Genomic DNA, 14,194 nt, shown 5'->3' on the forward strand with positions numbered 1-14,194 from the left:
TGATGAAGGACCTTGTGACAAGCGGAGGATGTTATTCCTCGGGCGGGTCAGGCCAGCGCCGGAGCTTTGCCACCGGCGACACAGCGATCCAGAGCGCCGAGAGGCAGAAGCCCACAGCGGCCACGGCCAGGGCTTCCCGCACCCCGATCAGAGCACCGAGGAAGCCGCCCGCAAGGGCACCGATCGGCATGCTCCCCCAGGTGACCGTTCGCATCCCGGCGAGCACCCGGCCCAACCGGTGGCGGGGGATCATCATCTGCTGGAGTGCAGCGACGTTGGTGTTTCCGATCGTCATGAACAATCCACTCACAAAGAACATCGGGATGAGCATCCCGAGCGCGACCGCCATCGGGCCGGTGGCCAATGGGAGCACGACCTGGCTCAAAGACGAGCCCGCGTACCCGAGGACGATGACTCGACCGGGGCCCATCCGTTCCACGAGCGGTCGGGAGCAGATCGCGCCGACAAACCCGCCGACCGACCCTGCAGCCAGGATGATCCCGAGCGACCCGGGGCTCAGGGCGAGTGTCTGGAGGACGAAAAGCGGCAGGAGCGTGTTCCGGGCCGTGAAAAAGATGTTGTTGACGCCCGAGCGCAGCGTGAGGAAGCGCAGGTAGCGGTCACGGGCGATGAACTGGAGCGACTCCCGGATCTCACGGAACGTGGCGCGCCCCTCAGCCGAGGATTCGGGACGTGGCTCCCGGTGACGGAGCGCGCTGAGGGTTAGCAAGGATAGGACCGGGCTGAGGATGGCGCCGGCCAGGACGGCTGGCGCCGAGAACAGTTGGGTGAGCAGCCCCCCCAGGGCTGGGCCGCCGGACTGGGTGACGACGATCGTCGCTTGGAGCTTGGCGTTGCCTTCAACAAGCTGGTCGCGGCCGACCAGCGACGGCAGGTACGCCGCTCCCGAGACATCGAAGAGCACGGCGCACATCCCGAGCACGAGCGCGACGCCATACAGGAGCACGAGGGAAAGGTCGTCGGTGAGGTAGAGGCCAAGGACCGCCCCAAGGGTGACGATCCTGCCCGCCTCGGCGGCCATGAGGACCCGCCGCTTGCGTGACCGGTCGATCCACACTCCGGCGAAAAGCGTCAGAAAGAGATACGGCGCGTAGGCGAGGGCGTTGGCGATGCCGAGTTCCTCCGACGACGCGTCGAACAGGAAGATCGCCGCCAGCGGCAAGGCGAACTCCGCAATTCGGCTGCCACCGCGCGAGACAGTTTGGCTGAACCAGTAGAGGAGGAAGTCGCGGTGCTTCCAAAGGCTCGCCGCCCGACGCTGTGTGGTCTCCGCCTGCTGGTCGCCCGACTCCTCCTCGACGCCGCTCACGACCCCGCTCCTCGGGGGAACCTCTGATCGCAGCGCCCCTGACGTCGCCCATCGACCAGATCTACCAGCCAGTCGTACCGAAACTTACCGACGGGCCCCCGCGGGATGTCCTCGACCTCGCAAATGTCCCGGGGGGGAGGGACCCGCGGTGACATGCGAGCGATCGCGGCCGAGACCTGTTCGGACCGCACCGGCTGCGCGCCGGAGGAATAGACAACCGTGTAATGCTCGCCGCGGACGGCATCCTGTCGTGGCATACAAACGACGTCAATGCCCGGAAGTTCGTGGCAAACCGCCTGCTCGACATGCTCGAGCTGTACGCGGCGACCGTTGACCTTGACGAGGCGGGTTGCGCGGCCGATCAGGTCGAACGTTCGAGGTCCGGTGGGTACCACCACGTCGTCGAGCACGACCGTGCGGGGTGCCGCAGGGGCGTGCGAGCGACGCGCGAGACGAGGGCTGCGCACCTCGAGCCGCTGCTCGCCGCCCCCGGGGAGGTTGACCATATCGACGTCGTCGAACAAGGACCACTGGCCCAGCCGCTCTGCTGTAGCGGCTAGCGGCCGGTACGCGACCGCCCCCGCCTCCGTCGAGCCGAGCACCTCCAGGCCACGGAACGCAGTGGCGGTCACCTTGTGCAGGACCTCATGGGCGTGGCCCGTCATCCTGCCCGTGCTGTGCACGACCGAGATCGTGGGCACGCCCCTCAGCCGTCCGACGACATCACGCAGGAGACGCCAGGTTGACGGCAGGCACACGACGAGCACTCGCTCGTCCGCCCCGAGGCGTGGCGCCTCGAGGGGGGTATGGGCCAGGTTCTCCACGTCGACCCCGAGCAGGTTTGGAAGCTCGTGCCCGAAAACCCGCCCGTACAGATGCTCGGTAGGGGCGTACGAGATGACGCGGTCCACGGGTGCGGGCAAAGTTCGGGCCATGAGCGCCGCTTCGGCACGAAGCTGCTCGCTGGTCCGCAGCCAGACCACGGGCATCCCACTTGTCCCCGACGTCGAGAAAGCGATCTCGCCCTGCGTGACCTCGAGCGTAGTCATACGCCGAGACTCAACTGACTCTGGTCCTCAAGCTCGTTGGCCACAAACTCCTCGATACGGCCCAACGTCGAGAACCAATGCCGGACGTCGTGCGTCACGTAGTCCACCTCGATGCCGAACTCCCGCTCGATGGAGCTCACGCACTCCAACGCACCAAGGCTGTCGTAGCGGTCGCCGAGGGCTGTGGAGAGATCGGCGTCCTGGTCCAGATTCTCGACCCGGTCACCGAGGAAGCCGGCGAGGGTTTGCCGGACCCGAGCAGGCAAGTCGAGGGAGGCTTCTGTGGTCATGGTCGTGGCTCCTTCGGTGGTGTTCTGGCCGTCGGCTCGTACCAGCTGGCCGCGTCTTGCGATCCGGACGTCGCCGGGGGACGTAGTGCGGAACTCGACGTAGAGAAACGGCGTGTCGGGGCGGAGATCCAACGCGCCGACGATTTCAGCCCCCAGTGCGTCGCGGAATGCGTCGTCGCGCTGAGGTCCGAGCTGAACCACCACGGACGCGTGCTGCAACTCGCTCTCACCCTGCGGGATGAGTTCTACCGGGATACCGCCGCTGAACAGGGTCCCTGGCGGGGCGTCCGCAAAGCGCACGACGACGTGGGCCGGTGCTACGCCAGCCGCGGCGAACCACCGCGTCAGGCGCGTAGCAATCAGCCGCTTGGTGGAGGCACTCAACGGCGAGGTCGTAAGGGTGATGGTGGGCACAAAACGCTTCTCTCAGGAAAGGGACAGGGCGGGCAACGGTTGGGCGGTACGGGATGCACGACGACGAAGAAGCTCATGCATCGCTCTGGCCATCGGCTCGTCGGTGGCCGGTGCAAGCGGGCTCCACGCCACGCGTCCACCCGAACTTGTGCGGTCGAGAAACGCATTGAGGCGATCCCACTCCACGCCGATACCGAAGCGGTCAGCCGTCGTGACAGCCTCGTACGTGGTGAGCAGGTCCGGCATCCGCCTGCCCTCGTTTGCCCACCCCCCGCTTCGCACCCCGTGTCGCTCGAGCACGTCGAGCACATCACCGCGATCCGCGCGGCCAGCGACCTGTAAGATCCGCAGCGCGTGGAAGGTAGAGCGCGCCGTTGGTGGTGCACCGGGGACGTTGCCGAACTCGACGTGTCCCGGCCCGGCGCACGCCCGGACGAAGCCGACAAGACGGTTCCGGTCGAGGGCATCGCGAGCACCCGAGAGGCCGAGGATCTCGACTGCCGACGCCGTCGAGACGAGGTCCGATCCCCGGCCCTTCCAGTAGCCCACGCCGCCGTCCGGGTTCTGCAGTTCCCCGAGCCACGAGCCGATCGCCTCAAGGGTGCGTGGCGAGTCACGGAACGCCCCAGCCTGCAGAGCCCACAGCGTGCACCGAACCTCTGCCCCGCGCCCTGGCATGTACATGATCCCGTTCTCATTGGGCAGCAGACACCCCTCGAGCCAGCGACGAGCGACGTCCAGCTCCGGGTCCTGTGGTGCAAGCAGCAGCGCCGCAGCCGAGGTGTTCAGTGCATCCGCTGCCCGCTGCGGCTCACGATATGTGAAGCCTCCGCCCTCGCACGAGAGCTCGGCAAGGCGACGTTCCGCCGCATCTGCCACCTCCGTCGGCACCCCCCCGAGTTCACGCAGTGCACCAATCGCGCAGAACGAGGCCCACACGTCGGTGACCTCGTACCCGGGCCACCGTCGGAAGGCACCCGACTCGTCGCGCTGGTCGAGGATCCACGCGGTCGGGTCGGTGGCGGGGGCCGCTCCCAGCGTGGCCAGGGCACCGACCGCACGGAAGGTCGCCCACATGCAGGGGACGTCATCGCCGGGGGCGAAGACGAAGCCACCGACAGCCGTCTGCCGCGCGCGGAGCCAGGCTATTAGGGCCGACACATCCCAGGGTGGGTCTACACGCTCACGCGAGGCGAGCGCGCGCCACGCGGCTACACCGTAGTAGCAAGCACGGACGTCCGCGTCGCCGGTTGCCGCATGGTCGGGGCTCCAGCCGAGGCCGCCGTTCGGTGCCTGGAGCCGCTGGAGCCAGTGCAGGAGTGCCTGACGGTCGGGGACGTCCACGCCGCACACCTCGATCGCGGTCCGCGTCGAGAAGTGGGTGGCCCACACTTCGGCCGACTGCCCCGGCATCATGCCGAAGGCCTCACCCGTCCAGGTTGATCGCAACCACTGTGCCGTCGCGGCGACGTCGTCGATCGGCTGGCCGAGGTCGGCGAGCGTGGCCGTGCAATAGAAGGTCGCCCAGGCGTCGGACATCATGCCCTTGCTCCAGGCGTAGCCAGCGTCGGCGTTGCGGCGACCTCGGACGAACGCCACGGTCTCTCCTAGCCGCGAGGTTCGATCGCCCCGTTCCATCCACGACAGAGCGCGCACAGCGGCATAGGTGCACCACAGGTCGGGAGTCGTCGGCGGCGATGCGAGAATCTGGGACATTGCGGTGGTCACTCCTTCAGCACGCGGATGTTCGAGCGCTTCCAGCTCTTCTGGGACGCGCCACTCTTTGTGGTCGACGGCAGGGTGTTGACGAAGGTGGCCCCGTCGCACCCGGGCGGCACCTGGGTGCGGAACGCCTCCTGCACGGCCGTGAGCCAGCTGGGCTCCTGTTTCCGGTCCTGACCGGGAAAGCGCTCAAGCACGAGCCGAAAGCGGCCGCCTTCCGGATCGACGTCGAGGACATACCCCGTCGCAGGAGTCAGGCTGTAGATGATGTCTTCAACAACGTGGGGCGACAGCACCGCCCCGTGTACCTGGACACCATCCGTCGCGCGGCCCAGCACCGTGATGCTCAGCTCGTTGGCCCCGCACGGGCAGTCCGCGGAGGCCACGACCTCGTCCCCCGTGTCGTACCGCAGCAGGGGGCGAGAGTAGAGGTTCAGCGGGGTCACGACGAGTTTTCCCCGGGATCCGTGCTCCAAGGGCGTCAGCCCGTGGGACGTCTCCACCTCGGCATAGTTCGATGCTGCGAGCAGGTGCAGACGGTCCATCGAGCACGCCGCTGCCAGCGTTCCCGTCTCGGTGCTCCCGTAGCTGGAGTCGAAGACACGGGCGCCCCACCACGCGCCGAGGCGTGCCCGCATCGCGGGCACGCTGACCTCGCCGAGAAGGTTGATCGTGCGGACCGACCCACTCAGTTCGGCAAGGAGTCCGCGCTGCTGGAGCAGCCGTGTGAGCTGGAGCGCAACCCCCGGTGCCATGAATACCACCGTTGGCCGTAGCGTTCGCCACAGGCCGATCACGCGCTCCCAGTCAGAGATGCCCGTGGCGAACGGATAGGCACGTGCGTGCGGTACATCCAGGTACTCGCACACCGAGGCGACCAGGTCACCGACTGGGACGATGTCGGACGGGAGCAGGCTGAGTGCTCGCTCGTCCTTCGAGAGCAGTTCACGCCATGCCGACGCGACAGAGACGACGTTCCAGATCACGTCGTCGGCGAGCCTCGGTGTCGGGGTCCCCGTCCCGGTCGTCCCAGTCGTCTCGTAGTACTTAGCACTTGATTCCAGACCTGTCGCAACGAAATGCCAGGGCTCTGCCCGCAGCCGCGTCTTGGCCGTGACCGGCAGTTCGGTGAACGCCTGCCAGCTGTACGGGCCGAATCCCCGGTAGGCTGGTGACTCCGCCGCCCGCTCCCACAGCTTCCCCATCTTCTGGTCGTAGAAGCCGTCGGACACGGAAGAGGCGCGGATCTCGTCGTACTCGCGCTGGGCGTCGAATAGCGTGGTCAGTCGTTCGCGGGTGTTGATGAGCATCAGATTCTCCTCGTCTCGTCGACGGGTGCATGGAAGATGCAGCCCACGTGAGAGCCGTCTCCGAGGTACCGGATGTCCTGCTCGCGGTCGAGGACGCCCTTGACGAAGCCGCCGCTGAGGCCTGCGTCCGTGACGAAAAGGCCCCAGTGCAGGAAGCACCCCGCCGACCGGTGCTCGTTGTCCGTGGGGTCGAGAAGCGGGAAGCGCTCCGCGACGGAGGGCACACGGCGTTGCACCACGTAGCCGCCCAGCACGGCGGTGCGTACGAGTTGCGCCCACTCGTCATCTTCGGTCATCCAGCCAGCAACTACCCCGCGTCCGGCGTGACCGATGCTCGGCTTCAGGACGAGCTCGCGGCGCTCGCGCATGACATGCTCGGCGAGCGACCCGGTCCCGTCACAAGCACGCTGGTCGGCACCGGTCATCGACCGGGTCCACGGCACAAGCCGGTCTATCACCCCGAGCTCGGCAGGAGAGAAAGCGTGCTTGTTCTCCTCGTCGCTCAGCATCGCGAAGCAAGCCTTGGACCCAAAGAGGTCGGAGTTCAGCGGCGAGAATAGGAACACGTCACCCCGGGCCACCGCATGTGCAAGGGGGCGGAGTGCATCGGCGCTGTGCTCTCCCTCGGCCAGAGTCTTCAGCAGAAACGTCCGATACACGACATCCACGCGCACCCCCTGCAGATGGACGCCATCGGTGCGGATCTCCAGGTCCGAGAGCTTCCCTGCCACCACCGTGAACCCGAGGTCTTGCAGCAGACCGGTAAACAAGGAGGCATCGACGATGAACGGCTCGGTCAACCAGCCGACCAGGGCCACGACCGGTGGGTCGTCAGGGTCTCGACCCGTGAGTTTCAGGAGCGTGTCGGCGAGCAGGGCCATTGGGTCGCGGTAGGTGAGCCCGAGCCGTCCGGCGGCACCTGCGAACGCTGGGTCGGCGAGCACCGCACGGCAGAGCTCACCAAACTCGAACGATCCCAGCGAACTCGACGTGTTGAACTCCACGACCTGGAAGCCGTTCGGGCTCTTCACCAGGTCGGCCCGACCGACGGGCATCGGCGGGCCCGATAGGAGTTCCAGCGCAGCCGTAGCGAGCTCCCCATCCCAACCCAGCGCCCGCGCGAACGCGGTCTCGTCGCCGTCGAAGAGCCTCTTCGGCAACTCCTGCAGAAGGCGCAGGAGCGCTGGCAGGTCCTCAGCGAGTGAGGCGGTCTCCTCAGCATCGAGCACCGCAGGTCGTCCAAGCAGCGGCCTGGTGAACCACGCCCGAAACCGGTCGTACTCCGGGCGCTGCGGGTTGAGGGTGACGTTGTCCCTGGTCAGGGCTCTCGTAGGGGCGTTCTCCGCCACTTTGGTCAGAGGACGTTCCAAGGTCCGTGCGTCGGTCATGTGAGTGCTCCGATCTTGAAGTCGAGCTCGGCGGCGTCGCGCCACAGCACGGGAAGGACCTTGTGCGTAAGGGGATGCTGCTTGAGCTCGGTGACAACCTCGACCCGAACTGCGTCGGGGGTGTGCCGATCGCAGGCCTCAAGCTCGTTCAGACCGCGTAGGAGGGCTCGCCGGACCTCAGCCGCATCCTGGGTCCCGGTACAGCGGACGAGCACGCCCTTGACGGCGGCAGAGATGTCGGCGTCGCGGAAGAGGACGACCTGCGCATCGATGATTCCCTCCACCGACCGGGTCACCGAGAGGAGATCGCTCGTACGCACTAGGCCGCCGTACAGCTTGAAGGCGTCGTCGGCACGTCCGAGCACCTGGAACGCGTCTTCGTCGCCGCACGGGCAGGTGGCGCTCCCGATGCGGTCGCCGAGCCGGAAGCGCCACGCAGGGATCGGCCACCCTTCCCCCACCCTGGTCAGGAGCGCACCTGAGTCGTCGAGCTCAAGTTGCTGTCCAGGAAGGAGGTGCTGCAGCCCCAACCCGCAGTCCGGCCTGCTTACCCCGATGACGAAGGTCTCGATTGATCCGTAGTTGCCCCATAATCCGACGCCGGGGAACGTGGCAGCCAGAGCAGCGGCGTGTCCCGCAGTGAGCGGCTCGCCCGACCACAAGGCTGACCTCACAGGCAGGCGGATCCCACTGAGCGCCACCGCCTCGGCAAACCGGGCGAGAACGTTAGGCGCACCGGCGAGCGCGGTCACACCGAGCTCGCCGATGACGTCGGCCCAAGCCGTGAGTTCCTGCGGCGCGAGCGCGCCCATGGGGACCGTACTGGCCTTCGAGTGCAGCGCCACTGCGTTGTAAAAGTAGTGCGCGCCCCACATCCGTCCGGGCGGGAACAGGTTGAGCAGAACGTCGTTCTCACCGAGCGGCTGCCAGGCGGCAGCAACGAGTGGCACGCCGAGGTGTGGCGCGAGTGCGATGATCTTCGGGGAACCAGTGGTGCCTCCGCTCGCGACCACGAAGCTGCCGTCGACCTCGGCTCGCTGCCAGCCTGCCGTCCTGAGTTCGGCGTAGCCCCAGGGATCAGGCCGTCCACTGTCAGGAGCGCCAGGCGGCAAGTACCGGGCGGCAGCGGATCGCAACTGATCTCTGGTCAGGGTACCGATGGTGGTCGTCACTCACGTACTCCTTTCACCGACGTCGCCGCCAGGATCCGTTCACGGGTGTGCTCCTCGAGACGGGTCTCGTAGGCGCGGAAACGTGCACCGACAACCCGGTCCATCACCTCGGGGTCGTCGAACAGCGCAGAGACTGCGCCATCGAGTTCTAGCTCCGAGAGGTAGAGCTCGCCCCTCGCGTTCACTAGGACGTCGATGCAGACATATGGAAGGTCGAACCGTTCATAAACCAGGGTGACCAACTCGTGCAGCGCCTGCTCCACGTGCTGCCGGGGTCGCACGGTCGCGCCCCGACTTACGTTCGCCACATGCGACGAATCACTCGGGAGCCGGTCATAGGCGGCGACGACCTTGCCCTCGACGGCCACGATCCGGGTGTCTGCGACCACCTCTCCGACAGACGGTTGGACGAGCATGCACGCCCCGCTGCCCGAGGCGAGCCCGAGTACAGCGTCGAGCGTCGCGCGATCGGGGCACAGCACGCAGCCGAGCCCACGACCCCATGACGCCGGCTTGGTGAACACCGGGAACCAGTCGTCCGGGACGAGCTCCTGGTAGGAGATCCGGTCGGTGTCTCTTCCCGTCGTCACCCGAACAGAGGGGATCAACGGGACTGGGGAGTTCGCGAGTTCGACCGCAGTCGCGTACTTGTCATTGAAAAGAATCGCGTCGTCGAGCCGGATCGCGGTCCAGAAACCTAGCGCCTCGAGTGACCTGACTAGGGTCATACTGGTCCACAGATCTACATCATGAACAGGGCCACTGCGAATATCGTAAACAATGATGTCATAAGAAGGGTCAAGCAGCCCTCCTTTCCAATATGCTGAATCCGCAGACAGCACGACATGCTCGGGAACCACGACGTCAAATGCAAGCCCGCACCGCAGCGCGACATCTCTATAAGCTGGCCAGAAAGATACTTCCTCCCACAGCCGGGACTCCGAGCTGGCCCTGTCAGGAAAGAGGTAGAGAATGCGGGCAGGTCTCGCGGAGTTCGCAATTGGGGCCATTCGAATCACCGACCCAGGAGCGCGCCGCCGTTGACGCTCAGCACCTGGCCGGTCACCCACGACGCCTCGTCCGACGCGAGGAAGGCCACGGCCCCAGCGATGTCCTCCGGGGTTCCGGCACGTCCGACGAGCGTCTGCGCCACAAGGCTCTCGTGCCGTGTCGAGCGTCCGGATTCGTCGAAGAACTCGGTATCCTGGACATAGCCGGGTGCAACGGCATTGACGGTAATACCGTGCGGCCCCCCGCGCGCCGCGAGCTCGAGGCTCCACGCAACGAGGCCAGCCTTCGCCGCACCGTAGGCACCACCACCACCGCGTTGACCTGCAATCGAACTGATGTTGACCACACGCCCGCCCGGCCGGGACAGCGAGGGCCACAGCGCCTCGGTCAACATCATCGCGGACAGGAGATTTTGCTCTAGAAGGCTGCGGAACCTGTCAAAGGTGGCCTCGAGCCCCGCGGCAGGCGGCCCGCCGACCCCACCGGCGTTGTTCACGAGGACGTCGATCTCCCGCCCGGCGAGGGCATCGACGACGCCCAGCACTCCGGCTGGATCGGTGAGATCGACGGGGATGGCATGCATGACCCCGGATGCGCTCTCCTCCACGGCGCGCGCCAGGACGTCCGGCCGACGACCGAGGATGTACGTCTCGGCTCCGTCCGCGAGGAATCGTCTGGCAATGGCACGGCCCATTCCCGTGCCGCCTCCCGTCACGACGACGATGCGCGATTCTTTCAAACTGCTTCTTGCTGACACCAAGTCACTCCCCCCTGCCACAGCGATATGGACGCAGAGCAGACCTGTGCGGTGTTCTCCTGCCCCGGTTGGCGACTGTAGCACCTCCATGGGGTCTGGCACGAGGCTCTCCAATTTGACCAAGCGGTAGCATTTCGGCGCCTCTTGTCGGCAGCTTCGATTCATGCTAACGATGACACCGGCGGCTCAATGCAGATACGGGAGAGGCAATAGTCTGAAGGTATCGACACCCAGGCGTGATCGCCATGAAGCGGGTCAGATTTGTGTAAGCCGAGGACGGAGGCGTTCGAGCCAGCCGTTGACCACTTCGGCCGGACAGTCGCTGGTGCGGGGCAGTCGACGACCGCGAGCGCGCCTGGCAGAACGGGTCCTCGATCGCAGGGGCACCTGGTGCTCGGGCACCGCCGCGCGGGCATGCACCCGTTTACCGACCACGACAGACTGACCTCTTCCAGGCATACGACGGCAGCATCACCCCCGTCAGGGTCTTTCTCGATGGACTGGGGTAGGAACCGGAGACGGGCGGCGGCAAGGTCCGGCCGTAGAGTGTTGACATGCCCCGCCGCAGCCAGGAGTACCGCACCCCTCGTGACTGGCTCGCGGAGGGTGATTGGCCCGAGGGCACCTTCACCGCTGACGCGCCGACCGCGGTCGCATACGCGGTGGAGATCGCGCGCCGCTTAGGGTGCAGTCTCGAAGGCCAGACCAAGACCAGCTTGGCTCGACAGGCTGGCCTCGAGCGCACCACCATCTACGACCTCCTAGCCGGACGCACCTGGCCGGACGCGGTCACATTGGCCAAGCTCGAGGAGGCGCTGGAGACTCGGCTGTGGCCCGACCACCCTGTGCCCCCGCTACGCTCCTAGCCCTTGCGGCCGTACCCCACGGTCGCAGGAGCCAACGTGATCGCAGGTTGCGGGTGTACGCACACCCCATGACCGGGCCATCCGACCAGCGGATCGCACCCTGGTGCAGGACCGGCACCCCGGGCGGCCGCGCACTCAGTTCGGCGATTGCCCCAAGTCAGGTTGTGAGCGAGGGGCAATGCCAGCGACCGGCGTAGTGACCCGTACGGTCGCCTCGCCGTCGGGCCCGAGGGGTTCGAGCACGAAGAGCACGCACCTGCCCAGGCTGATGCCGGCGGTCAGTCCATCGAGGTGGTCATAGCTGCCCCAAGCGACAACCTCGATCGGGGTGTGGTCACGGCGCAGCCCGCGTTGCGGCGCGGAGCCCCCGATTCCGGGACGGCGCACGACGGTGGCCCGGGCGTCCGGGGGAACCCGCAGGCGGTACACCGCGCCCGAGTAGGTTGTGATGTCCCACACACCGGTCTGCTCGGGGTCGATTCGCTCGATCACGGGATCCGCCCAACCACCGCGACGCGTTCGCTGGAGGCCCAAGCCCAAGCGTCCTCCCAGCCGGTCCAGATCCGCCTGGCGTCCGCGGAATGCGTGACGCCGGCATAGTGGTTGATCAGGATGGTGTGGTCATGCCCGGCCAGCTCGGCGACGTCGAGGAGGTTCATCCCCGACCGTAGGAGCCAGGTGATGGCCCCCTTGCGCAGCCAGTGCAGTGTCAGGTTGCGCAGTTGCGGTTCAGCCGCGTGCCCCAGGACTTCGCGTACGGCAGGACGCCAGTAAGTCTCGACGTGGTTCCCCCACCTCAGCGGTCCACCGCCTGGCCCAGTGAACAGGTGGTCACGGCTGGCGTACCCTGCGGCGAGGTGAGCGTCTAGGACCTCGGCTACGGCCCGCGGGATCGGAACTTCGCGAACCTGTCCAGGTGCCCGGCCTTTCAACGAGCCCGAGTGGGCGTAGGAGGTGCCGTCTCGGGTCCCGGCGGTGTGTGCCGGGCCAGCCGAGGTTCGAAAAACCAGCCGGGGTTCAGGGCCAGAGCGGTAGTCGTCGGGGCGCAGGGCCGCATACTCGCTCGGCCGCCCGGCCGCCACCGAGGCCAGCACCAGGGCGCGGAACCGGTCCCCGACGGCGCACCCAGTGCGCGGGTCGGTGGGGCCTTGCCGGGCGATGGCTTCGGCCAAATCAATCACGGTGCCCAACGGGACAACGTTTCGTTCGTGGATGGCCATGGGTTGGGGGCGCCGGAATCCAGCCACCGAGCGGGTGCGGCCGGCGAAATGCGGGAACGGATTGCGGCCGGGTAGCAGGCCATGGTCAGCGGCGTGGTTCAGCAGCATCTGGATGGCCTTTGCAAACAACTCCTCTGTGCGGGCTGAGACCTCGGACTCGACCGGCAACAGCTCGAGTGTGTCGGCAGGCCGGGCGGGGAGACGCCCCCCGCGCCGAATGCCTGCCGCCCGGGCCCGCTGGGCATCGTCGTACCTGGTCCAGGACTGGTGCCAGGCCAGCTGGCGCTGGACGTTGAGCAGGTCTGCGCGCCGGTTGGAGTACCGGCGCAGCGAGATCGCCTCCGTGAGGTCCGGCGGCAGGATGAGTGCCACGTGCAGCGACCCGCCCTCCATCACCCCATCCAGCTCGAGCCGCGCCCGCTTCCAGGCAACCACCTCGGGGGTGTCGTTCAGGTTCGGCTCACGGTATACCATCACGTGCTCCACGAAGGCCAAGACATTGCGCATGTTGACGTTGTGCGCGGGGCTCCACCCCGGGGCCCGCTCCGCCACCACCATCCGGATCACGTCGGCGATCGTTGCCCCCAACGGGTACTCGCCCGCCGCGATCCTGCCGAGTAGGGCGTTGTGCGGCCCAACCACGCCCAGTGGATCGGAGTCGGAGTGTGCGGCATGGACCGGCTTAGGCAGGGCGGGCCTGGCGGAGGTCGGCGCAGTGGGTACCGGGCTACCATCCGCTGCGACGGTCCAGGACCCAGGATTGGCGCTGGCGGCGACGAGAGTGCGCAGCAGGGGTGCCAGGGCGGCGTCAGCGGCCCAGAGCGTACGGGATCGCGGGTTCTTGCCACCTGGTGCGCGCCAGCGGACCCGGACCTTGCCCGCGACAGGCAGATCGGCGAAGCCCCAGTCTGCGGGCACCGACCACGAGGTGGTGCCCTTCGACGTGGTGACCGTGACCCAGGGGCCGCTCCAGTCACTCATCGAACCACCTCACCAAGCGCCGCGCGGGTGAAGTAGGGGGCGCCGTCAATCAGCACGAACGCTGGTAGGCGGGCGGGCGCCTGCGTGGCCCAGTGCCGGACGATGGCGGCCGGGTATCCCAGTGCGGCCCCGGCCGAATTGGCGTCCAGCAGGTCGGCTGGAACGGCCGGAGGGGGCACGGCAGGTTGGGAGGCAGGGACGGAGCGTGCGCACAGTTCGCGGTAGGGAGCCAAGGGCTTTCGCACCCAGCCCTGCAGGGCACCGCCCCGGGGAGCTGGACGGAGGCTGCGCATGTCGGAGCGGCGCACCACGAGGGAGGAGATGGGCGATGTCATGCGAAGGATCGGTCCGGCGACGGGGCGATCGTGCAATGCCCGCACGTCGGGCGTCCACCGGCGCCGCATCGGCCGGGGGTGAGACGGCGGGCGGGCCGGTGAGCAAGCCCTCGCATGATCCCCGTGCGACGGCGTCGGAGCCGTGTCTGGGCGTGTCAGGCCGGTGCGTCGCCGTGTCGGAGCAGAAAGGGTGCCCCAACACGGGAAGGCCAGGAACCGTGACGGTTCCTGGCCTTCGCGTACTGTGCGCCCGGAGGGATTCGAACCCCCAACCTTCTGATCCGTAGTCAGATGCTCTATCCGTTGAGCTACGGGCGCCCGGCCGCTCTGCGATTTCTCTTGAGCAGCC

General features: G+C 67.2%; 12 protein-coding genes and 1 tRNA gene. 1 reads left to right on the forward strand and 12 read right to left on the reverse strand.

The genetic code is table 11. From position 1 onward, the window contains the following. Positions 1 to 31 precede the first annotated feature (31 nt). The 9 genes from JOD49_RS09445 to JOD49_RS09485 form a co-directional block, all read right to left on the reverse strand. Entirely contained in the window at positions 32 to 1,330 is a 1,299-nt protein-coding gene (locus JOD49_RS09445) for an MFS transporter (RefSeq protein ID WP_205306963.1), read from the reverse strand. After that, positions 1,327 to 2,379, reverse strand: coding sequence for a class I adenylate-forming enzyme family protein (locus tag JOD49_RS09450; protein ID WP_205306964.1), 1,053 nt, complete (start codon positions 2,377 to 2,379; stop codon positions 1,327 to 1,329). The genes JOD49_RS09445 and JOD49_RS09450 overlap by 4 nt, the downstream gene beginning before the upstream one ends. Further along, positions 2,376 to 3,083, reverse strand: coding sequence for a phosphopantetheine-binding protein (locus JOD49_RS20725; protein ID WP_205306965.1), 708 nt, complete (start codon positions 3,081 to 3,083; stop codon positions 2,376 to 2,378). The genes JOD49_RS09450 and JOD49_RS20725 overlap by 4 nt, the downstream gene beginning before the upstream one ends. Positions 3,084 to 3,095: 12 nt before the next feature. Next, positions 3,096 to 4,799 (reverse strand): prenyltransferase/squalene oxidase repeat-containing protein, encoded by a 1,704-nt coding sequence (locus JOD49_RS09460; RefSeq protein WP_205306966.1) that lies wholly within the window; start codon positions 4,797 to 4,799, stop codon positions 3,096 to 3,098. An 8-nt stretch (positions 4,800 to 4,807) separates the two neighbouring features. Next, a complete protein-coding gene (locus JOD49_RS09465; RefSeq protein WP_205306967.1) occupies positions 4,808 to 6,115 on the reverse strand; it encodes a phenylacetate--CoA ligase family protein in 1,308 nt (435 codons plus the stop codon). Further along, positions 6,115 to 7,503, reverse strand: coding sequence for a hypothetical protein (locus JOD49_RS09470; protein ID WP_205306968.1), 1,389 nt, complete (start codon positions 7,501 to 7,503; stop codon positions 6,115 to 6,117). Before JOD49_RS09470 ends, JOD49_RS09465 begins: the two co-directional genes overlap by 1 nt. Then, entirely contained in the window at positions 7,500 to 8,675 is a 1,176-nt protein-coding gene (locus JOD49_RS09475) for an AMP-binding protein (RefSeq protein ID WP_205306969.1), read from the reverse strand. The genes JOD49_RS09470 and JOD49_RS09475 overlap by 4 nt, the downstream gene beginning before the upstream one ends. After that, a complete protein-coding gene (locus tag JOD49_RS09480; RefSeq protein WP_205306970.1) occupies positions 8,672 to 9,403 on the reverse strand; it encodes an ATP-grasp domain-containing protein in 732 nt (243 codons plus the stop codon). Before JOD49_RS09480 ends, JOD49_RS09475 begins: the two co-directional genes overlap by 4 nt. Positions 9,404 to 9,690: 287 nt before the next feature. Further along, positions 9,691 to 10,443, reverse strand: coding sequence for an SDR family NAD(P)-dependent oxidoreductase (locus JOD49_RS09485; RefSeq protein WP_307822468.1), 753 nt, complete (start codon positions 10,441 to 10,443; stop codon positions 9,691 to 9,693). A gap of 554 nt (positions 10,444 to 10,997) precedes the next feature. Between JOD49_RS09485 and JOD49_RS09490 the strand changes: the two genes are divergently transcribed. After that, entirely contained in the window at positions 10,998 to 11,309 is a 312-nt protein-coding gene (locus tag JOD49_RS09490; protein ID WP_205306971.1) for a helix-turn-helix domain-containing protein, read from the forward strand. A 135-nt stretch (positions 11,310 to 11,444) separates the two neighbouring features. Here the strand turns inward: JOD49_RS09490 and JOD49_RS09495 are convergent, their stop codons facing one another. The 3 genes from JOD49_RS09495 to JOD49_RS09505 form a co-directional block, all read right to left on the reverse strand. After that, on the reverse strand, positions 11,445 to 11,801 hold the full coding sequence (locus JOD49_RS09495; RefSeq protein WP_205306972.1) for a hypothetical protein: 357 nt from the start codon (positions 11,799 to 11,801) through the stop codon (positions 11,445 to 11,447). Next, positions 11,798 to 13,510: a tyrosine-type recombinase/integrase gene (locus JOD49_RS09500; RefSeq protein WP_205306973.1), complete on the reverse strand. Its 1,713-nt coding sequence runs from the start codon at positions 13,508 to 13,510 to the stop codon at positions 11,798 to 11,800. Before JOD49_RS09500 ends, JOD49_RS09495 begins: the two co-directional genes overlap by 4 nt. A 580-nt stretch (positions 13,511 to 14,090) precedes the next feature. After that, positions 14,091 to 14,163, reverse strand: a tRNA-Arg gene (locus JOD49_RS09505). Between the last annotated feature and the right edge of the window lie 31 nt (positions 14,164 to 14,194).

It is taken from the genome of Oerskovia jenensis (genome assembly GCF_016907235.1).
GTDB lineage: Bacteria > Actinomycetota > Actinomycetes > Actinomycetales > Cellulomonadaceae > Oerskovia > Oerskovia jenensis.

What these genes read in the sequence shown, in the direction of transcription:
- JOD49_RS09450 (WP_205306964.1), bottom strand. Translation starts at nt 2,379, where the DNA reads ATGACTACGCTCGAGGTCACGCAGGGCGAGATCGCTTTCTCGACGTCG.
- JOD49_RS09460 (WP_205306966.1), bottom strand. Translation starts at nt 4,799, where the DNA reads ATGTCCCAGATTCTCGCATCGCCGCCGACGACTCCCGACCTGTGGTGC.
- JOD49_RS09465 (WP_205306967.1), bottom strand. Translation starts at nt 6,115, where the DNA reads ATGCTCATCAACACCCGCGAACGACTGACCACGCTATTCGACGCCCAG.
- JOD49_RS09470 (WP_205306968.1), bottom strand. Translation starts at nt 7,503, where the DNA reads ATGACCGACGCACGGACCTTGGAACGTCCTCTGACCAAAGTGGCGGAG.
- JOD49_RS09480 (WP_205306970.1), bottom strand. Translation starts at nt 9,403, where the DNA reads ATGACCCTAGTCAGGTCACTCGAGGCGCTAGGTTTCTGGACCGCGATC.
- JOD49_RS09490 (WP_205306971.1), top strand. Translation starts at nt 10,998, where the DNA reads ATGCCCCGCCGCAGCCAGGAGTACCGCACCCCTCGTGACTGGCTCGCG.
- JOD49_RS09500 (WP_205306973.1), bottom strand. Translation starts at nt 13,510, where the DNA reads ATGAGTGACTGGAGCGGCCCCTGGGTCACGGTCACCACGTCGAAGGGC.